Annotated in this window: 26 protein-coding genes and 4 tRNA genes; 27 read left to right on the forward strand and 3 right to left on the reverse strand. The window is 31.6% G+C overall.

Going from position 1 to position 24,128, the window contains the following annotated elements:
- Nucleotides 1–4: 4 nt before the first annotated feature.
- Nucleotides 5–331 carry a hypothetical protein gene (locus ACTT83_RS03185; RefSeq protein WP_440918709.1) on the reverse strand — a complete coding sequence of 109 codons (327 nt, stop codon included), beginning with the start codon at nt 329–331 and terminating at the stop codon, nt 5–7.
- A gap of 415 nt (nt 332–746) precedes the next feature.
- Here ACTT83_RS03185 and ACTT83_RS03190 point away from each other — a divergent pair, with 415 nt between their 5' ends.
- Genes ACTT83_RS03190 through ACTT83_RS03200 form a run of 3 tightly spaced genes read left to right on the forward strand, consistent with a single transcriptional unit; the run spans nt 747 to nt 2,761 of the window.
- Nucleotides 747–1,544 (forward strand): phospholipase D-like domain-containing protein, encoded by a 798-nt coding sequence (locus ACTT83_RS03190; protein WP_440918710.1) that lies wholly within the window; start codon nt 747–749, stop codon nt 1,542–1,544.
- A 1-nt stretch (nt 1,545) separates the two neighbouring features.
- Entirely contained in the window at nt 1,546–1,950 is a 405-nt protein-coding gene (locus ACTT83_RS03195) for a hypothetical protein (protein ID WP_440918711.1), read from the forward strand.
- Nucleotides 1,951–1,990: 40 nt separating this feature from the next.
- Nucleotides 1,991–2,761, forward strand: coding sequence for a hypothetical protein (locus ACTT83_RS03200; protein WP_440918712.1), 771 nt, complete (start codon nt 1,991–1,993; stop codon nt 2,759–2,761).
- A gap of 132 nt (nt 2,762–2,893) precedes the next feature.
- Here ACTT83_RS03200 and ACTT83_RS03205 read toward each other — a convergent pair.
- Nucleotides 2,894–2,969: transfer RNA gene (locus ACTT83_RS03205), tRNA-Thr, on the reverse strand.
- A gap of 33 nt (nt 2,970–3,002) precedes the next feature.
- Entirely contained in the window at nt 3,003–3,746 is a 744-nt protein-coding gene (gene rlmB, locus ACTT83_RS03210) for a 23S rRNA (guanosine(2251)-2'-O)-methyltransferase RlmB (RefSeq protein WP_440918713.1), read from the reverse strand.
- A gap of 130 nt (nt 3,747–3,876) precedes the next feature.
- Here rlmB and ACTT83_RS03215 point away from each other — a divergent pair.
- From ACTT83_RS03215 to rplP, 24 genes are all read left to right on the forward strand, one after another.
- Nucleotides 3,877–3,962, forward strand: a tRNA-Tyr gene (locus tag ACTT83_RS03215).
- Nucleotides 3,963–4,006: 44 nt separating this feature from the next.
- Nucleotides 4,007–4,080, forward strand: a tRNA-Gly gene (locus ACTT83_RS03220).
- A gap of 45 nt (nt 4,081–4,125) precedes the next feature.
- Entirely contained in the window at nt 4,126–5,316 is a 1,191-nt protein-coding gene (gene tuf, locus ACTT83_RS03225; RefSeq protein WP_440918714.1) for an elongation factor Tu, read from the forward strand.
- 9 nt (nt 5,317–5,325) lie between these two features.
- Nucleotides 5,326–5,401 (forward strand) — tRNA-Trp (locus ACTT83_RS03230).
- A gap of 17 nt (nt 5,402–5,418) precedes the next feature.
- Nucleotides 5,419–5,610, forward strand: coding sequence for a preprotein translocase subunit SecE (gene secE, locus ACTT83_RS03235; protein WP_075501425.1), 192 nt, complete (start codon nt 5,419–5,421; stop codon nt 5,608–5,610).
- The gene (gene nusG / locus ACTT83_RS03240; protein ID WP_440918715.1) at nt 5,610–6,140 is read left to right on the forward strand and encodes a transcription termination/antitermination protein NusG; all 531 of its coding nucleotides are present in this window, start codon (nt 5,610–5,612) and stop codon (nt 6,138–6,140) included. The genes secE and nusG overlap by 1 nt, the downstream gene beginning before the upstream one ends.
- Before the next feature lie 4 nt (nt 6,141–6,144).
- Nucleotides 6,145–6,576: a 50S ribosomal protein L11 gene (gene rplK / locus ACTT83_RS03245; protein ID WP_440918716.1), complete on the forward strand. Its 432-nt coding sequence runs from the start codon at nt 6,145–6,147 to the stop codon at nt 6,574–6,576.
- Nucleotides 6,577–6,578: 2 nt separating this feature from the next.
- A complete protein-coding gene (gene rplA / locus ACTT83_RS03250; RefSeq protein WP_440918717.1) occupies nt 6,579–7,268 on the forward strand; it encodes a 50S ribosomal protein L1 in 690 nt (229 codons plus the stop codon).
- 6 nt (nt 7,269–7,274) lie between these two features.
- Complete coding sequence (gene rplJ, locus ACTT83_RS03255; RefSeq protein WP_440918745.1) at nt 7,275–7,793, forward strand: 50S ribosomal protein L10; 519 nt, start codon at nt 7,275–7,277, stop codon at nt 7,791–7,793.
- A 3-nt stretch (nt 7,794–7,796) separates the two neighbouring features.
- Nucleotides 7,797–8,162 carry a 50S ribosomal protein L7/L12 gene (gene rplL / locus ACTT83_RS03260; RefSeq protein WP_440916323.1) on the forward strand — a complete coding sequence of 122 codons (366 nt, stop codon included), beginning with the start codon at nt 7,797–7,799 and terminating at the stop codon, nt 8,160–8,162.
- 57 nt (nt 8,163–8,219) lie between these two features.
- Nucleotides 8,220–12,308, forward strand: coding sequence for a DNA-directed RNA polymerase subunit beta (gene rpoB, locus ACTT83_RS03265; RefSeq protein WP_440918718.1), 4,089 nt, complete (start codon nt 8,220–8,222; stop codon nt 12,306–12,308).
- Between the two features lie 2 nt (nt 12,309–12,310).
- Nucleotides 12,311–16,474 carry a DNA-directed RNA polymerase subunit beta' gene (gene rpoC / locus ACTT83_RS03270; protein ID WP_440918719.1) on the forward strand — a complete coding sequence of 1,388 codons (4,164 nt, stop codon included), beginning with the start codon at nt 12,311–12,313 and terminating at the stop codon, nt 16,472–16,474.
- 166 nt (nt 16,475–16,640) lie between these two features.
- Nucleotides 16,641–17,012 carry a 30S ribosomal protein S12 gene (gene rpsL / locus ACTT83_RS03275; RefSeq protein ID WP_440918720.1) on the forward strand — a complete coding sequence of 124 codons (372 nt, stop codon included), beginning with the start codon at nt 16,641–16,643 and terminating at the stop codon, nt 17,010–17,012.
- A 2-nt stretch (nt 17,013–17,014) separates the two neighbouring features.
- Entirely contained in the window at nt 17,015–17,485 is a 471-nt protein-coding gene (rpsG, locus tag ACTT83_RS03280; RefSeq protein ID WP_440916327.1) for a 30S ribosomal protein S7, read from the forward strand.
- 6 nt (nt 17,486–17,491) lie between these two features.
- On the forward strand, nt 17,492–19,570 hold the full coding sequence (fusA, locus tag ACTT83_RS03285) for an elongation factor G (RefSeq protein ID WP_440918721.1): 2,079 nt from the start codon (nt 17,492–17,494) through the stop codon (nt 19,568–19,570).
- 1 nt (nt 19,571) lies between these two features.
- The gene (rpsJ, locus tag ACTT83_RS03290) at nt 19,572–19,880 is read left to right on the forward strand and encodes a 30S ribosomal protein S10 (RefSeq protein WP_008546080.1); all 309 of its coding nucleotides are present in this window, start codon (nt 19,572–19,574) and stop codon (nt 19,878–19,880) included.
- Between the two features lie 2 nt (nt 19,881–19,882).
- A complete protein-coding gene (gene rplC, locus ACTT83_RS03295) occupies nt 19,883–20,593 on the forward strand; it encodes a 50S ribosomal protein L3 (RefSeq protein WP_440918722.1) in 711 nt (236 codons plus the stop codon).
- A complete protein-coding gene (gene rplD / locus ACTT83_RS03300; protein ID WP_440918723.1) occupies nt 20,593–21,216 on the forward strand; it encodes a 50S ribosomal protein L4 in 624 nt (207 codons plus the stop codon). The genes rplC and rplD overlap by 1 nt, the downstream gene beginning before the upstream one ends.
- A 1-nt stretch (nt 21,217) precedes the next feature.
- Nucleotides 21,218–21,511 carry a 50S ribosomal protein L23 gene (gene rplW / locus ACTT83_RS03305; protein ID WP_440918724.1) on the forward strand — a complete coding sequence of 98 codons (294 nt, stop codon included), beginning with the start codon at nt 21,218–21,220 and terminating at the stop codon, nt 21,509–21,511.
- A gap of 1 nt (nt 21,512) precedes the next feature.
- A complete protein-coding gene (gene rplB / locus ACTT83_RS03310) occupies nt 21,513–22,352 on the forward strand; it encodes a 50S ribosomal protein L2 (RefSeq protein ID WP_440918725.1) in 840 nt (279 codons plus the stop codon).
- The gene (gene rpsS / locus ACTT83_RS03315) at nt 22,352–22,651 is read left to right on the forward strand and encodes a 30S ribosomal protein S19 (protein WP_440918726.1); all 300 of its coding nucleotides are present in this window, start codon (nt 22,352–22,354) and stop codon (nt 22,649–22,651) included. The genes rplB and rpsS overlap by 1 nt, the downstream gene beginning before the upstream one ends.
- Before the next feature lie 2 nt (nt 22,652–22,653).
- Nucleotides 22,654–23,052 carry a 50S ribosomal protein L22 gene (gene rplV / locus ACTT83_RS03320; protein ID WP_440918727.1) on the forward strand — a complete coding sequence of 133 codons (399 nt, stop codon included), beginning with the start codon at nt 22,654–22,656 and terminating at the stop codon, nt 23,050–23,052.
- Complete coding sequence (gene rpsC, locus ACTT83_RS03325) at nt 23,036–23,716, forward strand: 30S ribosomal protein S3 (protein ID WP_440918728.1); 681 nt, start codon at nt 23,036–23,038, stop codon at nt 23,714–23,716. Before rplV ends, rpsC begins: the two co-directional genes overlap by 17 nt.
- Entirely contained in the window at nt 23,717–24,127 is a 411-nt protein-coding gene (gene rplP / locus ACTT83_RS03330) for a 50S ribosomal protein L16 (RefSeq protein WP_440916336.1), read from the forward strand.
- The last annotated feature ends 1 nt before the right edge of the window (nt 24,128 follow it).

Consider the following 24,128-nt stretch of genomic DNA (forward strand, 5'->3'; position numbering starts at 1 on the left):
AACACTAGTTTGTTTTTTTTACCTTAGAAATTCTTAAATCCAATGCCTCTAACCATTCTTGAGAATTATAATTAATTTTTTCCTCAAATTCCTTTTCATCAAAAAAACATACAGCACAATCTATTAGAAATTTGATTGCTTCCTCAGTCAATATAACATCTGTATTAAACCAATTATTTTCTTTTAACCATTTATTCATTAACTCAGTTTGCATCATTTTATTGATCCTATTTTGCACAATCTTTTTATGTTTAATGTTTTCAGGATCAAATACGTTCATTTCAAAAAATTTAAAAAACCTATCAACTATTTTATGAGCTTTTTTTTTCATATTATAAATTATATAGAAATTAAAAAATTTTCTCTATAACCACCCAACTAAACCTTTAAGGATAAATAGAACCTAATAGGGTAAATTAAAATTCACTACAAATTCACTACAAAGAGTTCTTCTCTCTTCCTTTCTGCAGTCTTATTCAACAATTTCTAATTCTAAAAAAAATAAGGTAATTTAAGTTTTTATTTGAAATAAGTAAGATTTTAATGGTGCCCCCGCACGGATTCGAACCGCGGACCTATTGATTACAAATCGAGAGTCTAATTTCAAAAAGATAAATACTACCAACGTTAATTGAAAGTTATTTCAAATCTATACACACTATAGACACACTAGTATATTAAAAGAAACTATGAAACCTCTTCTCTATTCAATTATAATAGCAATAACAATTTTTCTTGCGTGGAATATGAAAGGAAAATTTGCAGGAAAAATAGCAGGACTAGCTGTAGGTGGTTTTTGGTTAGCTTGGACACTTGGGTTATCTGCAGTCTTTGTAGGCTATGCTTTAAGTGGTGAACTTCTTTTTGTCCAGTTAGGAGTTGTTGTAGTTGTTTTTTATATTAGTTTTAAAACTTGGAAAAATAAAAACCTAATTAATGATTTAAAAAAAAATCTTAAAAAAATTGATAATCAAAACTTCAATTCAAACATAAATAATATTTCAAACAACGAAATTAAAGTTATAGAAAATGCTAAAGATCATAGAAAATTTTTATTAAAAACCTTAGATCAAGCAAAAAAAACAATCGTCATTTTTTCAGGATGGTTAACTGATTATTCAGTTAATGAAGAATTTAGGAATAAGATAAAAAGTTGTTTAGATAGGGGAGTAGATATTATTATTGCTTGGGGCTACAAAAAATCAGGAAGCATTTCTTCTGAACACAAGAATGCTGGAGAAAAGGCTGTCAGAGAACTTCAAGAATGGACAGCCTCAAACAAAACTAAAGGGACGCTGGAGACATTTTATTTCCCTAATCATTCTAAAATTCTAATTTGTGATACCAAATATGCCGTTATGGGAAGTTTCAACTGGCTTTCGAACAGTGGCGGTAGTGAAAATGAAGAACGTAGTTATATCATTTATAATAGAAGTTTTATTGAAGAAGAATTGGTTGAAATTATGAAAAATCTTTATGATCCGAAAAAACCTCTTTCACGAAGACAATTGATGAAGAATTTTGTACCATTCTCTAAATATTAAAATGAATAAAGACGATAAACATAAAGTTTTAAATTCAATAATAATGGATATTGAAAAACAAAAACACATAATTGATAGAACCTTTGCGTTTATTCAAAGTACTTTAATTTCGCTTGAAGCAAGTGAGAGGCTAGAAGGGGAGGAAAAAGATTATCTAATAAAAGATTTGAGAGAAAAACTTAATGAAAAAGAAAAAGCAACAGCAACACTGACATATCTAAAATATAAAAAAATGAGAGATGAAATGCAGAAATTAAAAATGCACGGTGGTCCAGATGATTATTTAGAAAATCTTGAAAAAATTAAAAAAGAAGCTGGAATAGATAATTTATATAAAAGCTATGAAGATAAAAAGTCTTTAGATCGTATTAAAAAACATCCAGAAGAAATAATTAAATTAAAATGAAAACATATTAGAGGGTTCAATCCTTTATTTGATTTAAAAAATGTTTAACGACGAAATACTAGAGAAATATATAAATACCTTTTTGGGTTATGGAAATATTAATGGAGACATATGCTTTATTGGCCTGGAAGAGGGTATTGGAGTTAGTGGCAAACTTTTGGAAGAAAAACCAGACCTTGGTTTTAAAGAAGTTAATAAAAAATTATCAACTTGGAAAACATTAGGAGAGAGTCATTTGGTAGATGGGAAAGAATTCCATCTAAAAACAAACGATTTATGGCATAAAGAAACATCAGCTATACAAAAAACCTGGGAAGGAATTATAAGAACTATTCTTTCTTATGAAAACCAAGATCTATCACACGCCAATATTTTAAATTTTCAAATTAATAGATTGGGCAGAAAGAATGAGAACCATTCACTTATAGAATTAAGACCTTTGCCATCAAAATCTTTAAGAGGATCAGAGTGGTTTTATAAATCTTTCTCAAAACTAAACTACCTAAATACAAAAAAAAATTATGAAGATTATATAACTAATAAAAGAATAGAAATTATTCAAAATTTTATTAAATTAAGTTCATTTAAATTTATTGTTTTTTTGAGTATTGGTTTAAATTTTAGACCATATTGGGAAAGAATAGCCAATTCAAAATTTGAAGATATTAAAAAAGATTTTTTAGTATGTTCAAATAATAAATTTTTTGTAACTCATCATCCAACCTCTTATCCAAAAAAAGAGCAACTAATTTCTAAAAGTTTGAAAGATGTTTATAAAAATTTGGGACAATATTTAAAATCTTTAACTTAATATAATTATCTAACGACTACTTGATTGATACACAATCTATACACACTCTATACACAATCAAAGCACACTATAAGCACAGTCAGGATAGAAATTTAACTTTTTGAAAAATTTAACGTTAATTTTATTGAGTGATGGTGCCCCCGCACGGATTCGAACCGCGGACCTATTGATTACAAATCAATTGCTCTACCAGCTGAGCTACAAGGGCATGCGCAATAATTATTAATTATTTATTAATTAATCAACTCTTTTTTTTTAGATAACTTAAATGATGGAATACAATTGCTGCACTATTTGATATATTTAGGCTCTCAATTTTTTCATTTATTTCAATCTTAACTAAAAAATCTGCATATTTGGATGTGTGTTTATGCATACCAGAACTTTCTGACCCAAATAATAATATATTTTTTCCTTTCCACTCAATTTTGGTAAAGTCTTCTTTGCCATCGCCATCGAAGCCATATACCCAAAAATTTTTTTCTTTAAGATTTTTTAATGTTGAATTGATATTAGAAACCTCAAATATATTCATATATTCAATTGCACCACTTGCTGCTTTATACAAAAGTTTACTTTCACTAGGGAAATTTCTTTCTTTAATAATTATTCCATCAATACCAAAAGAAGTTGCACTTCTTATCAAAGATCCAATATTTCTTGGATCAGTCACACCATCAAGACAAACTAATGTAATATTATCCCTTTCTTTGATGTATTCTTTAAGCAATGGTTTTTGTATATGTTCAACCTCTGCAACGTATCCTTGATGTTGTAGATTTTCTCTAGTGCTGTACTTATCAAGTTCTTTTTTTGTTTTAAAATATACTTTGACATCATTTAATAAGTTTTTATTAGGATTTTTTTTGTGAATATTTTTCTTGGTGTCCTCAGTTAAAAATACTCTTAAAACTTTTCTTTTAGGGTTTCGAAGAGCCTCAATTACAGCATGTTGTCCAATGATAAAAAAAGATGATTTATTCATAAAATTTCCTTTGTTTTACACGTTTTTTTAAATATTTTCCCATTAAATCACGTGTTGCATTTAGACAAATAAAATATATAAAACGCTTGTTGTTTGAAGCTTTATTGAACAAGGGGACACTTCCCCTAAGGGAGGGGTTCCAGAGCGGTCAAATGGGGCGGGCTGTAAACCCGTTGACTTCGGTCTTCGAAAGTTCGAATCTTTCCCCCTCCACCATTCAATAATCTTGGGCAATACTGGAGTGTTACTCTTGGGGTTGTGCGGGTGTAGTTCAATGGTAGAACGCTAGCCTTCCAAGCTGGATGTAAGGGTTCGATTCCCTTTACCCGCTCCAAGAAAAAAATAGTTTATAAAAAAACAAAAGTGAGGAATATAAGTAATGTCGAAAGAAAAATTTGTAAGAAATAAACCGCATTGTAACATTGGGACAATCGGTCATGTCGATCATGGTAAAACAACTTTAACTGCTGCGATCACTAAAGTTTTATCTGAAACAGGTGGAGCTCAGGCAGTAGCATATGATCAAATTGATAAAGCTCCAGAGGAGAAAGAAAGAGGAATTACAATTTCAACAGCACATGTTGAATATGAAACTGAAAAAAGACACTACGCACACGTAGATTGTCCGGGTCACGCTGATTATGTAAAGAACATGATTACGGGTGCAGCACAAATGGATGGTGCAATTTTAGTTGTCAACGCTGCTGACGGTCCTATGCCTCAAACAAGAGAGCATATTCTTTTAGCAAGACAAGTTGGAGTTCCTGCAATTTGTGTATATTTAAATAAAGTAGATCAAGTTGATGATAAAGAAATGATTGATCTAGTTGAAGAAGAGATTAAAGAATTATTAACCTCATATAAATTCCCAGGTGACAAAACTCCAATTGCAAAAGGTTCTGCACTTGCTGCAGTTGAAGGCAGAGATGAAGAGATTGGAAAAAATTCAATTTTGGAATTGATGAAGAATGTAGATGAATTTATTCCACAACCAGATAGACCAAAAGACAAAGATTTCTTGATGCCAGTAGAGGATGTTTTCTCAATCTCAGGAAGAGGTACTGTTGCAACTGGAAGAGTTGAGTCAGGTGTTTTAAAAACTGGAGATGAACTTGAAATAGTTGGTATTAGAGAAACTAAAAAATCAGTTTGTACTGGTGTTGAAATGTTCAGAAAACTTTTAGATTCTGGTGAAGCAGGAGACAACGTTGGAGTACTTTTAAGAGGTGTAGAGAGAACTGATATAGAGAGAGGCCAAGTTCTTTGTAAACCAGGATCTGTAACACCACACACTAAGTTTGAAGCTCAAGCGTATGTACTTAAAAAAGAAGAGGGTGGAAGACACACACCTTTTTTTACAAAGTATAGACCACAATTTTATTTTAGAACTACAGATGTAACTGGAGAAGTAGAGTTACCGGCTGGGACTGAAATGGTTATGCCTGGTGATGATGCTAAATTCACTGTTAAACTAATTACACCAATTGCGATGTCAGAGAAATTAAACTTTGCTATTCGTGAAGGTGGAAGAACTGTTGGAGCTGGAGTAGTAACTAAAATTATAGAGTAAACTCTATATAGGAGTGTAGCTCAATTGGTAGAGCGCCGGTCTCCAAAACCGGAGGCTGAGGGTTCGAGTCCCTCCGCTCCTGCCAATATAAAATAGATAAATATGAAGAACCCGATTAAATTTATACAAGAAGTAAAACAAGAAGCATTTAAAGTTTCTTGGCCTACAGGAAAAGAGACGCTCCAAGGTGCATTAATGGTTTTTGCAATGGCAGTCGTAATGTCTTTATTTTTTTTATTGTTAGATCAAGTTTTAAAATTTTTCTTAGAACTATTACTTAAAGTGAGCATATAATGAAAAACTGGTACATAGTTCAATCGCACTCAAGTTTTGAAAACAAAGTTGCAGGACTAATAAAAGAAGAAGCAGACAAGGCTAAAATTTCAGAAAAATTTGAGGAAATTATCGTTCCAACTCATGATGTTACTGAAGTTAAAAGAGGTAAAAGAATTCAAAGAAAAAAAAAATATTTTCCAGGCTACGTTCTGATTAAGAGTGAAATGGATAATGATATTTATCATATGATAAAAAATATAAAACGTGTTAGTGGTTTCCTGGGAACAAAGGGTATGCCTGTTCCAGTATCAGACAAAGAAATTGATAAAATTTTAGGTCAGATAAAAGATGGAGTTGCCCAACCAAAATCAGCAATAGAGTACACAGTTGGTGAAAAAGTTCAGGTTATTGATGGACCTTTTGCTTCATTTAGTGGAATGGTTGAAGAAATTGATGAAGAAAAGTCTAGACTTAAGGTGTCAGTTTCTATATTTGGAAGGCCAACACCAGTTGATTTAGAATATAATCAAGTGGAGAAAGTAAGTTAAATTTATGGCAGCTAAAAAAGAAATTAGTGGTTTTATAAAGTTACAAATTAAAGGTGGTCAAGCAAATCCTGCTCCGCCAGTCGGACCAGCATTGGGTCAACGTGGAGTAAACATTATGGAATTTTGTAAAGCTTTTAATGACAAAACAAAAAAGTTAGCTGGCAAACCTGTACCAGTTGAAATTACTGTCTACAAAGACAAAAAATTTGATTTTAAAATTAAATCTCCACCTGCGTCTTTTTTTATAAGAGAAGCCGCAAAACTTAAGAGTGGTTCTCAAGAACCTGGCCGAAATATTGTTGCTTCAATAACAAAAAAACAAGCTGAAGAAATTGCTAAACAAAAAATGGAAGATTTGAATGCTCTTGATTTAGATCAAGCGGTCAAAATTATAGCTGGTTCCGCAAGATCAATGGGTATCGAGGTAAAAGATTAATTATGTCTTCAAAAAGATTTAAAAAACTTCCTGAAAAAACTACAGAACTTTCACCTGAGGTAATTGAAAAATTACTTCCGGTAATTAAAAAAAATTGTACAACTAAATTTGATGAGTCAGTCGATTTAAGTTTTCAGATCAACAATAAACAAAAAAAAAGTGAGATAAATATTAGGACTGTAGTAAATCTTCCTGGTGGAACTGGTAAAAAGATTAAAGTTGCTGTCGTATGTGAAGATACAAAATCTGATGAAGCTAAAAGTGCTGGTGCTGATATTGTTGGTAATGATGAATTTATTGAAAAAATTAAAAATGGTGAAATGGATTTTGAAAAATTAATTTGTACTCCATCCATGATGATTAAATTGTCAAAGTTAGGAAAAGTGTTAGGACCAAAAGGTTTGATGCCTAATCCAAAATTAGGAACTGTGACAGAAAATTTAAAAACTGCAATTTCAGATGCAAAATCTGGCCAAGTAGAAATTAGAAATGACAAAGATGGAAATATAGGTGTAAGTATAGGAAAAAAATCTTTTACTGATGATAAGTTAATTAAAAATTTTAATGCTGTTATAGATACACTTGAAAAGGAAAAATCAAATAATACTGTAAAAGGAGATTTAATAAAATCTGTTTTTTTAACATCAACAATGGGTGTTTCGTATAAATTAAAATTAGGAAAAAATATTTAAGTTATGATGAATAAAGAGCAAAAGAAAAACTATATTGCTGAAATGACAACGCAATTTGAGAATAGTAAAGCAGTTATGGTTACTCACTATCAAGGTCTGACAATGACTCAATTAGACGAATTAAGATCAAAAATGAGAGAACATGATATAATTTTTAAAATCACAAAAAATAGAATTACAAAATTAGCATTAGAAAAAACTAAGTGTAAAGATTTATCAAATTTATTTACTGGTCCGACAGCTGTTGCTTTTGGAGAAGATGCAATAATGTCAGCTCGAATTTTATCTAAGTTTGCAAAAGATAATGAGAATCTTAAATTAATTGGTGGAATGATGGAAAATGAAATTCTTGATCAAGCTGGAGTAATGAATGTCGCAAATTTACCTACTTTAGACGAAGCAAGGGCTAATATTGTGGGTATTTTGAATGCATCTGCATCAAAATTAGTGAGTATTTTGCTTGCACGATCGGAAAAAATGAGTAGTTTACCCCCAGAAAATTCTGAAACACAACCTAAAGAGTAAATTATGCCAGATCTAAATAAAATTATTGAGGACTTATCAAGTTTAACTGTTGCTGAAGCAGCAGATCTTTCAAAACAATTAGAGGAAAAATGGGGTGTTACGCCAATGGCGGCAGCAGCTCCAGCTGCAGCAGGAGCAGCAGCGGCAGCAGAAGATAAGGATGACTTTTCAATCATGCTTGTTTCTGCAGGAGATAAAAAAATTAATGTTATTAAAGAAGTAAGAGCAGCAACTTCTCTTGGTCTTAAAGAAGCAAAAGACTTGGTAGAGGGCGCACCTAAAGAAGTAAAAGCTGGTGTACCTAAAAAAGAAGCAGAGGAAATTAAAGCTAAGTTAGAAGCTGCAGGGGCAAAAGTAGAACTTAAGTAAATTAACAGGAAATTTTTAAGTACTGATTAATTAAATTTAATCAGTATTAAGACATAGATGCAAATATCTTTTACTGAAAAGAAAAATATTAGAAAGAGTTTCGGAAAACTTAAAGAAAGTTTATCCATTCCTAATCTAATAGAAGTTCAAAAAAATTCATACGACGAATTAACATTTTTTAACCCTGAAGCAGGTGATTTAACTAAAGGATTTGACAGAGTATTTAAAAGTATTTTTCCTATTGAAGATCTAAATGATAAAGCAACTTTAGAATATGTATCATACAGACTTGAAAAACCAAAATTTGATGTAGAAGAATGTATTGCAAGAGGCTTAACTTACTCCTCTGCTTTAAAATGCACATTACGATTAGTTGTTTATGAAATAAATCAAGAAACGAACACTAAAGATATTTTGTCAGCAAAAGAGCAAGAAGTTTATATGGGTGAAGTGCCCATGATGACTAATAGTGGTACATTCATAACGAATGGTGTTCAAAGGGTTGTTGTAAACCAAATGCATAGAAGTCCAGGAGTTTTTTTCGATCATGACAAAGGTAAAACCCATGCAAGTGGTAAACTTTTGTTTAATTGTAGAGTAATACCAAATCGAGGGTCTTGGTTAGATTTTGAATATGATGTTAAAGATTTTTTATATTTTAAAATTGATAGGAAGAAAAAAATTCTTGCATCTACTTTATTACTTGCTCTTGGTTATTCAAAAAGTGAAATAGTAAATGAATTTTATGAATCAGAAAAATTTATTTTTGATACAAAATCAGAAAAGTGGAAAACAAAATTTAACCTTGAAAATTATAAAGCTAAAAATTTCTCTGAAGAAGTTGTTGATGCTAAATCAGGGAAAGTTGTAATTAAATTAGGAGAAAAAATTAATTATTTAAATGCAAAAAAATTATCTAATGATGGATTAAAAGATATACTAGTTGCAAAAGAATCATTATTTGGAAAGTTTTTACATAAAGATATTAAATTAAATGATCAAGAAGATGGATTATTAAAAATTGGTACTGAGTTAAATGAGACAATCATTCAACAAATTTTAGATGCAAATATTACAAGTCTAGATATTTCTGTAACAAATTCTATAAACAAAGGGCCTTATTTACTCACTACAATCCTGAATGACAAAAATAATACTAAAGATGAGGCAATTACTGAAATTTATAAGATGTTAAGACCTGGTGAGCCTCCAACAATTGAAATAGCAACTCAAATTTTCAATAATTTATTCTTTAGTTCAGACAGATATGACTTGTCTGACGTAGGAAGAGTTAAAATGAATTCTAGATTAGATTTAGAATGCTCAGATAAAATTACAATATTAAGAAATGATGATATTTTAGCAATAATTCGTAAAATGTTGGACTTAAGGGATGGTAAAGATGATGTTGATGACATTGACCATCTTGGAAATAGAAGAGTTAGATCTGTAGGTGAATTAGTTGAAAATCAAGCTCGTATTGGTGTTTATAGAATGGAAAGAGCTATTAAAGAAAAAATGACCACTTTAGATATCGAGTCAGCAATGCCACAAGATTTGATAAATGCAAAACCACTCACAATTTCACTAAAAGATTTTTTTGCAAGTTCTCAACTTTCTCAATTTATGGATCAAACAAACCCACTTTCAGAAATTACTCATAAAAGAAGAGTTTCTGCCTTAGGCCCTGGTGGACTAACAAGGGAGAGAGCGGGGTTTGAAGTTAGAGACGTGCATCCAACACATTATGGAAGAATCTGTCCTATTGAGACTCCAGAAGGTCCAAATATTGGTTTAATCAATAGTTTATCTACTTATGCAAAAATTAATAAATATGGTTTTATTGAAAGTCCTTACAAGAGGGTCAAAGAAGGTGTTGTTCAAGATAAAGTAGAATATTTATCAGCAATGGAGGAAACAAAATTTACCATAGCTCAAGCAAATACTAAAATTGATAAAAATGGTAAAATAGTGGAGGAATTAGTTTCTTGTAGACAAAACTTAAACTTCCTTTTAGCAAAACCTGAAACGATAGATTATATTGACGTATCACCTAAACAATTGGTTTCGGTGGCAGCTTCATTAATACCCTTTTTAGAAAATGATGATGCGAACAGAGCGTTAATGGGTTCTAACATGATGAGACAAGCAGTTCCTTTATTAAAACCTGAGGCACCTTTGGTTGGTACTGGAATAGAAAGTGATGTTGCATTAGACTCAGGGGTAACAATTGTTGCTAAAAGAGACGGAGTAGTAGATAAAATTGATGGTAAAAGAATTGTAATTAAAGTTACAGAAGAAACTGATTTCTCAAAATCTGGTGTTGATATTTATAATTTACAAAAATTTAAAAGATCTAACCAAAACACATGTATTAATCAAAGACCTTTGGTCAGAGTAGGGGATAAAGTAAAAACTGGTGATATTATTGCAGATGGTCCCTCGACCAAATTAGGCGAGTTAGCTTTAGGCAAAAATGTTACCGTAGCATTTATGCCATGGCAAGGATACAATTTTGAGGATTCTATCTTGATTTCAGAAAGATGCGTAACTGATGATGTATTTACTTCAGTACATATTGTTGAGTATGAGATTATGGCAAGAGATACAAAACTTGGTGAAGAAGAGATAACACGAGACATACCTAACGTTAATGAAGAAGCTCTAAAAAATTTAGATGAGTCAGGAATAGTGTATATTGGTGCAGAGGTAAATGCGGGCGATATACTTGTAGGAAAAGTAACTCCAAAAGGAGATTCAGCATCAGGTCCTGAGGAAAAATTGTTAAGATCAATTTTTGGAGAAAAAGCAATTGATGTGACAGACACATCTTTAAGGATGTCTAGAGGAAGTAGTGGTACTGTAGTTGATGTAAGAGTGTTTAATAGACACGGAATAGAAAAAGATGAAAGATCTATCACAATTGAAAGAGCTGAAATTGATCAAGTGCAACAAGATAAAATTGTTGAGGAAGAAATTTTGGAGAGAAGTATTAAGCAAAGAGCTGCTCAAATTTTATCAGGAGAAACCCTTTCTAAGAAAATAAAAGATGTTGAAGTTGGTTCTAAATTAGATTTTGAAACTATTAATAAAATATCAATTAATGATCTTTTTAAATTAACTATTTCAAATTCAAAAAATGAGAATGCATTTTTACAATTAAAAGATCAGTATAACAAAGCAAAACAAGATATTACTGAAAGATTTGAAGATAAAGTTTTAAAAATAAGAAGTGGTGATGATTTATTACCTAGTGTGATGAAAATGGTAAAAGTTTTTGTTGCCATCAAAAGAAGACTAAGACCAGGTGATAAAATGTCAGGAAGACATGGTAATAAAGGAGTTGTTAGTAAGATTGTACCAGTTGAAGATATGCCTTACAGAGAGGATGGACGACCAGTAGATATAGTTTTAAATCCTTTAGGTGTGCCTAGTCGTATGAATGTAGGGCAAATACTTGAAACTCACTTGGGATGGGCTTGTAAAGAATTTGGTGAACAAATTAAGAATTTAGTTAATGAAAATAATAAAAAAATTGAGAGGAATGAAAAAATAGAGAGTTTTTTAAAATCTGTTTATGGTGAAGAAATATTTGATCAAAAAGTAGATAAATTAAGTAAAACAGAATTTAAGGATTTATGTGAAAATTTACAAAATGGTATAGCTATCTCCACTCCAGTTTTTGATGGTGCTAAGGAAAAAAATGTAACAGAAATGTTAGAGTTAGCAAATTTACCTAAATCAGGACAAACTTATTTATGGGATGGAAGAACTGGTGAAAAATTTGACAGACCAGTCACTGTTGGAATAATTTACATGCTTAAACTTCATCATTTAGTGGAAGATAAAATTCACGCTAGATCTACTGGTCCTTATAGTTTAGTAACTCAACAACCATTGGGTGGAAAAGCTCAATTAGGTGGACAAAGGTTTGGTGAAATGGAGGTATGGGCACTTGAGGCATATGGTGCATCATACACACTTCAAGAGATACTTACTGTAAAATCTGATGATGTTGCTGGAAGAGTAAAAGTTTATGAAACTATTGTTAAGGGTGAAGAAAACTTTGAGTCTGGAATACCAGAATCATTTAACGTACTTGTTAAAGAAATTAAATCTTTGGCATTAAATGTGGAATTAAATTAATTATGAAAAAAGAACTTACAGATCTATTTAAAAATTCAGAAATATCTGAAGCTCAAAATTTTAATAGTATCAAGATCTCATTAGCTAGCCCAGAGAAAATAAAATCTTGGACCTATGGTGAAATTAAAAAACCAGAAACTATTAATTATAGAACTTTTAGACCAGAGAAAGATGGTCTTTTCTGTGCAAGAATATTTGGTCCAATTAAAGATTACGAGTGTTTGTGTGGAAAATATAAAAGAATGAAATTTAGAGGCATCATCTGTGAAAAATGTGGTGTTGAAGTAACAAAATCAAATGTTCGAAGAGAACGAATGGGTCACATTAATTTAGCAACACCTGTTGCACATATATGGTTTTTAAAATCACTACCAAGTAGAATAGCACTTGCTGTTGATATGAAGCTCAAAGAAGTCGAAAGGGTTTTGTATTTTGAAAATTTTATTGTGATTGAACCAGGTTTAACAGGTCTGCAAAAAAATCAGCTTTTAAATGAGGAAGAACTAGCAAAATATCAAGATGAATATGGTGAGGAGGCTTTTACAGCAGGAATTGGAGCTGAAGCAGTTCTGGAAATGCTTAAAAATCTTGATTTAGATTTAGAGAGAAAAAATCTTGTTGACTATATCAAAGAGACAAAATCAAAAGTTAATGAGGAAAGAGCTATTAAAAGATTAAAATTAATTGAGTCTTTTATTGAAACTGGTCAAAAACCTGAGTGGATGATCATGACTGTTGTTCCAGTTATTCCACCAGAATTAAGACCATTAGTTCCTTTAGATGGTGGAAGATTTGCAACATCGGATCTAAATGATCTTTATAGAAGGGTTATTAATAGAAATAATCGTTTAAAGAGACTAATGGATCTTAAGGCACCAGATATTATCATCAGAAATGAAAAAAGAATGTTACAAGAGTCTGTTGATGCACTTTTTGATAACGGAAGAAGAGGTAGAGTAATTACAGGAACAGGTAAAAGACCATTAAAATCTTTAGCTGAGATGTTAAAAGGAAAACAAGGAAGATTTAGACAAAATCTTCTTGGTAAAAGAGTTGATTATTCAGGTCGTTCAGTCATCGTAGTAGGTCCAGACTTAAAATTACACGAATGCGGATTGCCAAAAAAAATGGCGTTAGAGTTATTTAAACCATTTTTATATGCAAGACTTAATAAATTAGGCTTAGCTTCAACAATTAAACAAGCAAAAAAATTAGTTGAGAAAGAAACTAACGCTGTCTGGGATGCACTTGAATTAATTGTTAGAGAACATCCAGTCTTACTAAATAGAGCTCCAACACTTCACAGGTTGGGAGTTCAAGCTTTTGAACCAAAATTAATTGAGGGAGATGCGATTGAATTACACCCTTTAACATGTGCCGCGTTTAATGCAGATTTTGATGGTGATCAAATGGCTGTTCACGTTCCTTTAAGTTTGGAGGCACAACTTGAGGCCAGAATATTAATGCTATCAACTAACAATATTCTTTCTCCATCTAACGGAAAGCCAATAATTGTCCCAAGTCAGGATATGATTTTAGGAATTTATTATTTATCTCAAGAACCAGTCACTGATAAGCCAGCTGGATATTTTTTAAATGCAGATCAAATTGAATTTGCGCTTTCTTCTGGTCAAATAAAAGTCCATAGTACGATTATTTCTAGATTTGAAACAATTGATGAAAAAGGTAATCAAAAATTTGAGAAGTACACTTCTACTGCAGGAAGATTTTTACTAGCTAACTTATTACCAAAAAATAATAATATTAAGTTTTCTTTGATAGATAGAATTTTACCAAAGAAAACAGTTTCAGAAATTATTGATATTGTCTTTAGATTTTGTGGTCAAAAAACAACAGTCATTTTCTGTGATAAATTAAAAGATCTAGGCTTTAAACATGCATTTAAAGCTGGGATTTCCTTTGGTAAGGATGATTTAGTTATCCCCGAAAATAAAACTCAATTAATCGATGATACAAAAAAACTAATTGCTGATTATGAGACACAATATGCAGAAGGTTTAATCACTAGAGGTGAAAAATATAATAAAGTCGTTGATGCTTGGTCAAAATGTACTGATAAAGTTGCTGGTGAGATGATGAAAGGAATTTCTGCAACAGAAAAAACTTCAGAGGGATTGAAAATAAATTCAGTATTTATGATGGCGGATAGTGGAGCAAGAGGATCTGCAGCACAAATGAAACAATTAGCTGGAATGAGAGGACTTATTGCAAAACCATCAGGTGAAATTATTGAAAGTCCAATAACCTCGAATTTCAAAGAAGGTTTAACTGCATTAGAATATTTTAACTCTACCCATGGTGCTAGAAAAGGTCTAGCTGATACAGCCCTTAAAACTGCAAGTTCGGGTTATTTAACTAGAAGACTTTGCGATGTTGCTCAAGATTTAACAATTACTAAAAAAAATTGTGATAATCCTGGTTTTATAGAATTATCAGAAATATTAGAAGGTGGTAATGTCGTTGTGAGTTTATCTGAAAGAGCTTTAGGTAGAGTTGTTGCAACTGATGTAAAGCACCCTATAACTGGTGAAGTAATAATTAAGAAATCATCAATGATAGACGAATTTGGTTGCGATAAAATTGATTCTGCTGGAATAAAATCATTGAAAGTTTTTTCAGTTATGACGTGTAGTTCTAAAGAAGGTGTTTGTGCAACTTGTTACGGACGAGATTTATCAAGAGGTCAAATGGTACATGTTGGTGAAGCTATCGGAATGATTTCTGCACAATCGATTGGAGAACCAGGGACACAATTAACAATGAGAACTTTCCACGTAGGTGGTACTGCTTCAGTTAAACAAGATTCACAAATAGTAACTAAAAATGAGGGAACTTTAAAAATCATTAACTCAAATATTTTAGAAGACTCTAAAAAGAACTTAATTGTTATGGGTAGAAATACACAATTATCTATTGAGGACGATAATGGAGTTCAAATTGCTGTTTATAAAGTAGCTTATGGTTCGAAATTATTTTTTAAAAATGATGACAAAGTTAAAGCTAATACAAAAATTTGTGAATGGGATCCTTATACTACCCCAGTGATTGCTGAAAAAAGTGGTATTGCAAGCTATGTTGATTTAATCGATGGTGTATCTATTCAAGAGACTACAGATGATGCGACAGGTATCTCATCAAAATCAGTAGTTGATTGGCGTTCTCAATCAAAAAGTACAGATTTAAAACCAAGAATTACTTTAAGAGATGAAAAAGGAAACGTTATTAAAAAGGCGGATGATAATGAAGCAAGATATTATTTAGTTCCTGACTCTATTTTATCAGTTAAGGATGGTCAAAAAGTTTCTGCTGGTGATGTAATTGCTAGATTACCTAAAGAAACTACTAAAACTAAAGATATCACTGGAGGCCTTCCAAGAGTTGCTGAATTGTTTGAAGCTAGAAAAGCAAAAGATAGCGCAATCATTGCTGAAAATGATGGACAAGTTATATTTGGAAAAGAGGTTAGAGGAAAACAAAGAATATCAATTGTGCCTGAAGATGGATCAGAACCATCTAATTATTTAATACCTAAAGGTAAACATATTAATTTTAATCAGGGTGAAAAAATTAAAAAAGGAGAATATTTATTAGATGGACAGCCATTACCACACGATATACTTAGAATTATGGGCATAAAAGATTTAACTGAATATTTTGTTAATCAGGTTCAAGAGGTTTATAGATTACAGGGTGTAATTATTAACGATAAACACATAGAAACTATTTTAAGACAAATGTTAAAAAAAGTTGAGGTAAAAACAACTGGTGATTCATCTTATTTACCGGGTGAAATCATTGATAGAATTAAATTTGATAATGTTAATGAAAAATTAAAATCTGAGGGTAAAAAGCCAGCTACTGGAGAAAGAGTTTTAATGGGGATTACTAAAGCTTCTCTGCAAACCGAGTCTTTTATTTCTGCTGCATCATTCCAGGAAACTACAAGAGTTCTCACAGATGCTGCTATCAAAGGTAAAGTTGATCCACTTAATGGTTTAAAAGAGAATGTAATAGTTGGACGATTAGTCCCTGCGGGAACTGGTAATATTAAAAACAAATGGAACAAAAAAGCTCTACAAGATGACAATAAATTTCTTTCTGAGCAAGAGCAGATTGAACAGCCAGAAACCCCTGTAAATCAATAAAAATAACAGGTTTGCTAATTAGTTTTAGTTTGACAAAATTAAATTAATAAGTATTTTGGCGATATTTTTTGGTTGGAATGTAGTGTTAACTTTAGACACTAAACGCTGCCACAAATAACCTGTCAGTTATTTCATTCAAAAATAAACAATTATAAAATTTACAGATATGCCAACTATTAACCAGTTGTTAAGAAAAAAAAGAACTAAACCAATTGTTAGGAACAAGGTTCCAGCATTACAAAAACAACCACTCAAACGAGGAGTTTGTGTAAAAGTTTATACTACAACTCCAAAAAAACCTAATTCTGCCTTGAGAAAAGTTGCTAGAGTGAGATTATCAAATGGGTTTGAAGTAACTGCTTATATACCTGGAGAAGGTCATAATCTTCAAGAACACTCTGTTGTATTAATTAGAGGTGGTAGGGTTAAAGATTTACCAGGTGTACGTTATCACATTTTAAGAGGTAATTTAGACACTCAAGGAGTGGCAAATAGAAAGAAAAGAAGATCTTTGTATGGAACAAAAAAAGGTAAATAGATATGTCTAGAAAAAAAACACAACCTAAAAAAAATATTGTTCCTGATCCAAAATTTAATTCCACAATTATTCCTAAGTTAATTAATAATATTATGTACGATGGTAAAAGAGGTGTAGCAACAAAAATAGTTTATGATGCAATTGAAAAGATTAAAACTAAGTCAAAAGATGAACCTATTAATATTTTTAATGAAGCAATTAATAATATTAAACCAACTGTTGAAGTGAGATCACGAAGAGTAGGTGGAGCTACATATCAAGTTCCAGTTGAAGTTAAAAGTAAAAGAGCACAAGCTTTGGCTATCAGATGGCTTATAGATTCAGCAAGAAAAAGAAAAGATAAACATATGTCTGATAAAATTTTTAATGAACTTTATGATGCATATGAAAAAAAAGGTGCTGCTGTAAAGAAAAAAGAGGATGTGCATAAAATGGCAGAGTCTAACAAGGCTTTTGCACACTTCAGGTGGTAAAATATTATGGCTAGATCTCACACATTAGACAAATATAGAAACATTGGGATCATGGCCCACATAGATGCTGGTAAAACAACTACAACTGAAAGAATTTTATATTACACGGGGAAAAGTCATAAGATTGGTGAAGTTCACGATGGTGCAGCTACCATGGATTGGATGGAACAAGAGCAAGAAAGAGGTATTACAATTACATCAGCAGCAACAACCTGTTTCTGGCAAGACCATAGAATTAATATTATCGATACACCAGGTCACGTAGATTTTACCATTGAAGTTGAAAGATCACTTAAAGTGCTTGATGGTGCAGTTGCAGTGTTTGATGGTGTAGCAGGTGTGGAGCCTCAATCAGAAACAGTATGGCGACAAGCTGATAAATATAAAGTACCGAGAATTTGTTTTGTAAATAAATTAGATAGAACGGGTGCAGATTTTTTTAGATGTGTAGATATGATCAAAGACAGATTGGGAGCAAAACCATTGGTCATACAAGTACCAATCGGTATTGAAGCCTCTTTAACTGGTGTTGTTGACCTTGTTAAAATGAAAGCACAAGTTTGGAAAAATGAAGCTCTAGGTGCCGAATGGGAATATAAAGATATCCCAGAGGATCTTAAAGAAATCTCTCAAAAATACCGAACAGAATTAGTCGAAATGGCTGTAGAACAAGACGAAAAATTGATGGAGTCTTATTTAAATGGTGAAGAAATTAAAGAAAAAGATTTAATTAAATGTATAAGAAAAGGAACATTAAATTTTGATTTTGTTCCTGTATTAACTGGTTCAGCTTTTAAAAATAAGGGTGTTCAGCCACTACTTGATGCAGTGATTAATTATCTTCCAAGTCCTATTGATATTGGTTCAATAAAAGGAACTAAATTGGGATCAGAGGATGAAATAGAAATGAAATTTGACGATAGTGCGCCATTTTCTGCTTTAGCATTTAAAGTGGCTAATGATCCATTTGTTGGATCATTAACATTTATTAGAATTTATTCAGGTACAATAAAAACAGGAACGGCTGTATATAATTCTTCAAAAGAAAAAGAAGAAAGAGTTGGTAGAATGTTATTAATGCATGCTAACTCTCGAGAGGACATTAAAGAAGCTAATGCAGGTGATATTGTATCACTAGCTGGCTTGAAAAATACCATTACTGGACACACGCTATGTAATAAAGATAATCCAGTTCTTCTCGAACCTATGGAATTTCCTGATCCAGTTATTGAAATTGCTGTTGAACCAAAAACAAAAGCTGACCAAGAGAAAATGGGAGAAGCATTAGGCAGATTAGCCAAAGAAGATCCCTCGTTTAGAGTTTCATCTGACGAAGAATCTGGACAAACGATTATAAAAGGAATGGGTGAATTACACTTAGATATCATTGTTGATAGAATGAAAAGAGAATTTAAAGTTGAAGCAAATGTTGGAGCCCCACAAGTAGCATACAGAGAAACAATCGAAAACTCTTCAGAAGTAGAATACACACATAAAAAACAAAGTGGTGGTGCAGGACAATTTGCAAAAGTAAAATTATTAGTAGAACCGCAAGAACCTGGTAAAGGGAGAGCTGTTGAAAGCAAAATTAAAGGTGGAGCAATTCCAAAAGAATTTATTCCAGGCGTTGAAAAAGGTATCGAAACAGTATCTGATTGTGGAATTTTAGCAGGGTTTCCAATGATTGACTATAAAGTTACAATTTTAGATGGTTTACATCACGATGTTGACTCTAGCGTATTAGCTTTTGAACTCGCAAGTAGAGCATGTTTCAAAGATGCTTGTACAAAAGGTGGTTTAAAATTATTAGAACCAGTTATGAGAGTTGAGGTCGTAACACCTGAAGACTATATGGGTGATGTTATTGGAGACTTAAATAGTCGAAGAGGACAAATAAGTACTCAAGAGCAAAGAGGTAATGCAACAGTAATTACTGCAATGGTGCCTTTAGCGAATATGTTTGGATATATTAATAGTTTAAGATCAATGTCACAAGGGCGAGCACAATATTCAATGTTTTTTGATCATTATGCAAAAGTCCCACAAAATGTTCAAGACGAAGTAACAAAAAAAATAGCAGGCTAAAATGGAAAAACAGAATATTAGAATTAAACTCAGAGCTTACGACAATAAGATTTTAGATGCTTCAACTGAAGAGATTGTAAATACAGTCAAAAGAACTGGGGCTACAATAAAAGGTCCAATTCCATTACCAACTAGAATTGAAAGATATACAGTTTTAAGATCTCCTCATATAGATAAAAAAAGTAGAGAACAATTTGAGTCGAGAACCCATAAAAGATTAATTGATATAATTGAGCCAACACCACAAACTGTCGAGGCTTTAATGAAGTTAGATTTAGCATCAGGTGTCGATGTGGAGATTAAGATATAATTATGAGTGAGATTGCTTTGTTAGGAAAAAAAATTGGAATGACTAGAGAGTTTTATAAATCTGGTCAGTTGGTGCCAGTTACTGTTTTAAAAATGGAAAAAGCTAGAGTAATCCAGGTAATAGATAAAGAAAAAAGAGGTTACACCGCTGTTCAACTTGGGTACGGAAAAATCAAAAACTCAAAACTAACAAAAGCTATGAAAGGTTATTTTTCAAAAAGAAATACTGAAGCTAAAAGGAAACTTAAAGAATATAGAATTCAAAATATTGAAAATTATAAAGAGGGAAATGAATTTGGTTTAGAGATTTTTAAAGATGTTAAATTTGTAGATACTAGATCAAAAACGATTGGAAAAGGTTTTGCAGGAGCTATGAAAAGACATAATTTTGGTGGTTTGAGAGCTACACATGGTGTTTCAATTTCACATAGATCACATGGTTCAACGGGTCAAAGACAAGATCCTGGTAAAGTATTTAAGGGAAAAAAAATGGCTGGACATATGGGAGATAAATTAAGAACTATGCAAAATATCGAAATTATCAAAACGGATCTAGAAAATGAGCTTCTATATTTAAAAGGTTCTATCCCAGGAGCAAAAAACTCTGAAATTCTCGTAAAAGGTTCAGTTAAAAATATAAAAAAAATGACTATCAGTGAAAAACATAAAGCTGCTGAATTAGCTAAGAAAACACCGGAGAAAAAGAAAAAATAATGAAAGTTGATAAAATTAATTTAGATGGTAAAAAAAGTTCTATTGAAGTCTTAGATAAGATTTTTTCAGCTAAGATAAATAAGAAATTAGTGAATACAGTTTTATATAAGACTAATGCTAATTACAAAGGTAGACACGCAAAAACTAAGCAGCAAAACGAAGTCTCAGGTCCAACATCAAAAATTTATGCACAAAAAGGAACAGGTAATGCTAGACACGCCAGTAGAAAAGCCCCAATCTTTGTTGGGGGTGGTATAGCTCATGGTCCTAAAGGAGAGTTATCCTACAAAAAAAGAAAATTGAATAAGAGTGAAAAAAAACAAAGTATAGCATCTTTAATCAGTGATAAGATAAAGAATAATAACCTTCTTATTTTTAGCGATTTTAGTTCTAAGATAAAAAAGACTAAAGAGATGAACTTAATTTTAAAGAAATTTCAAATATCAAATTCAATAATAATCCTAGATAAAATCTCAAAAGATAATGTTGAAAAATCAATTAGAAATATTCCAAATATTAAAGTAACAGACATTAATCATTTTAGTGCTTTTGATATAGTCAAGTTTGAAAAAGTTGTATTTACCGAAACATCTGTAAAAGAATTAGAAAAGAGGTATGCTTAAGATGGATAAGATACATTTATACGACAAAATTTTATCTCCTTTAGTGACTGAAAAATCAACAAATTTATCAGAACAAAATAAAATTGTTTTTAAAGTGCCATCAAAAGCAAATAAGAAAAATATAAAAAACAACATCGAAAAAATTTTCAAAGTAAATGTTACAAAGGTTAATATTATCAATAAACAAAATAGAACTAAATTAACTAGAGGAAGAAAAGTTAAAGTCTCTGGTTTTAAAAAAGCAATTATAACTCTTAAAAAAGGTCAAAGTATTGATCTAACAACTGGAATTTAAAATGGCACTAAAAACATTTAAACCATATACTAAATCTACCAGAGGAACAATTCTTGTTGATAGAACCGATCTTTGGAAAGGTAAACCATTTAAATCTTTAGTTTCACCAAAAAATGCAATGAAAGGGAGAAACAACAATGGTCATATTACATCTATCAATAGAGCTGGTGGACATAAAAAGATGTATCGACATGTAGACTTCTATAGAAAAAAATTTGATATGCCAGCGACAGTAGAAAGAATTGAATATGATCCAAACAGATCTTGTTACATTATGTTAGTAAAATTTGATGATAATACACATGCATATTATCTGGCACCACAAAAAATAAAGGTGGGTGATAAAGTTGAAAATGGATCAAAAAAAGAGATTAAAATCGGGAATTGCATGCCGTTACAGGATATCCCGGTTGGTATAGATATTCACAATGTTGAAATACAACCAGGTGGCGGAGGTAAAATTGCAAGATCTGCTGGAACTTCTGTTACGATTAGTGGATTGGATGGGAATTATAGTTTGATTAAATTAGCATCAGGTGAAGTTAGAAAAATCGATTCAAGATCATTGGCAACTATTGGTGTATTAAGTAACCCTGATCAAAAAAATATCAAAATTGGTAAAGCGGGAAGATCAAGATGGTTAGGAAGAAGACCACATACAAGAGGTGTTGTTAAAAATCCAGTAGATCACCCACATGGTGGTGGAGAAGGTAAATCAGCAGGTGGAAGACATCCAGTCTCTCCTAAAGGACAATCAGCAAAAGGATTGAAAACAAGAGATAATAAAAGAACTGACAAATACATCGTGAAGAGAAGAAACAAAAGGAAGGATACAAAATAATGGCTAGAGCAGTATGGAAAGGACCTTTTGTGGAAGAAAGCTTAATAAAAAAAGTTGATAAATATAAGACTGATCCCAAAAAAATTCCTATTAAGACTTGGTCAAGAAAATCAACAATAATTCCAGACTTTGTAGGAGTTAGTTTTTTGATTTATAATGGAAAAAAATTTATTCCCATTACTGTATCTGAAGACATGGTTGGTCACAAGTTAGGTGAATTTGCACCAACAAGAACTTTTTTTGGTCATACACCTGCAGATAAAAAAGCAAAACCCGTTGAGGCAGAGGCGAAGAAATAATTATGAGTAAAAAAAAGAAATTAGTCAAAAAAAAAGAAAAAATAGTGAAATCTATTAATAACAATATTAGATCAAGTGTAAGAAAGCTTAATCCTATTTTAAAAGGTATAGTTGGGAAGAAAGTAGAATTAGCTATTAGAGATCTTCAGTTTTCAGAAAAAAGGATTACTCGTGATATCAGAAAGACTATTTCATCTGCTGTTGCAAATGCAGAAAATAATTTTCAGTATGATATTGATAAACTTGTCGTTAAAGAAGCATATTGTGGAAAGAAAATTACTATGAAAAGGTTTAGACCAAGAGCAAAAGGAAGAGCTGCACCAATTTTAAAACCTTATTCAAGTGTTACAATTATTTTATCAGAGGCAAAAAAAATGGAGAGTCATGGGACAAAAAGTTAATCCAGTAGGTTTTAGATTAGGTGTTAACAGAGGCTGGGACTCTGTTTGGTACGCTAAGAAGAAAGATTTTGGTAATTATCTTATAGAAGATTTTAAAATAAGAGAATATATCAAAAAAAATGTAATTAATTCTGGGGTTTCAAAAGTGATGATCGAAAGAACAGCAAACAAATGTTATGTTACAATTTACACCTCAAGACCAGGTTTTGTTATTGGAAAAAAAGGTAGTGATATAGATAAGATAAAAAATAATTTATCTAAGTTTACTTCAAATGAGGTTACTTTAAATATTAAAGAAGTAAAAAAACCTGAAACAAATGCTTATTTAGTTGCAGAAAATATTGCTCAACAATTAGTTAAAAGAATTTCTTATAGAAGAGCAATGAAAAGAGCAATGCAATCTTGTTTAAGATTGGGCGCTAAAGGAATTAAAGTTTCAGTGAGTGGAAGATTGGGTGGAAATGAGATTGCTAGAACTGAATGGTTAAGAGATGGCAGCATACCATCCCACACATTAAGAGCAGATATAGATTATGCGGAGGCAGAAGCACTTACGACTTATGGCATAATTGGAATAAAAGTTTGGATTTATAAAGGTGAGGTCTTTGCTAAAGAATTTAGTCAAGAAACAAATAAAGTCACACCTAAAGAGGGAAAACAATAAATGCTACAGCCAGTTAGAACAAAATGGAGAAAAGCTCACAAAGGTAGAATTCATGGAACTGCTTCAAGAGCAAATTTCATTAACTATGGTGCATACGCTTTAAAAGCACTATCTCCTGATAGGGTAACTGGTAAACAAATAGAGGCTGCTAGAGTTGCTTTAACAAGGCACATGAAAAGACAAGGACGAGTTTGGACAAGAATTTTTCCAAATATTCCAGTTTCAAAAAAACCTATTGAAGTACGTATGGGTAAAGGAAAAGGTTCTCCAGAATTCTATGCGTGTCGTGTAAAACCAGGAAGAATTTTATTTGAGGTAGATGGTGTTTCAGAACAGATAGCCAAAGAAGCGTTATATAAAGCATCTGCAAAATTGCCAATTAAAACAAAAACTATAAAGAGATTTGCCTAAT

It is taken from the genome of Candidatus Pelagibacter sp., assembly GCF_052049775.1.
In the GTDB taxonomy this organism is placed as follows: Bacteria; Pseudomonadota; Alphaproteobacteria; order Pelagibacterales; family Pelagibacteraceae; genus Pelagibacter.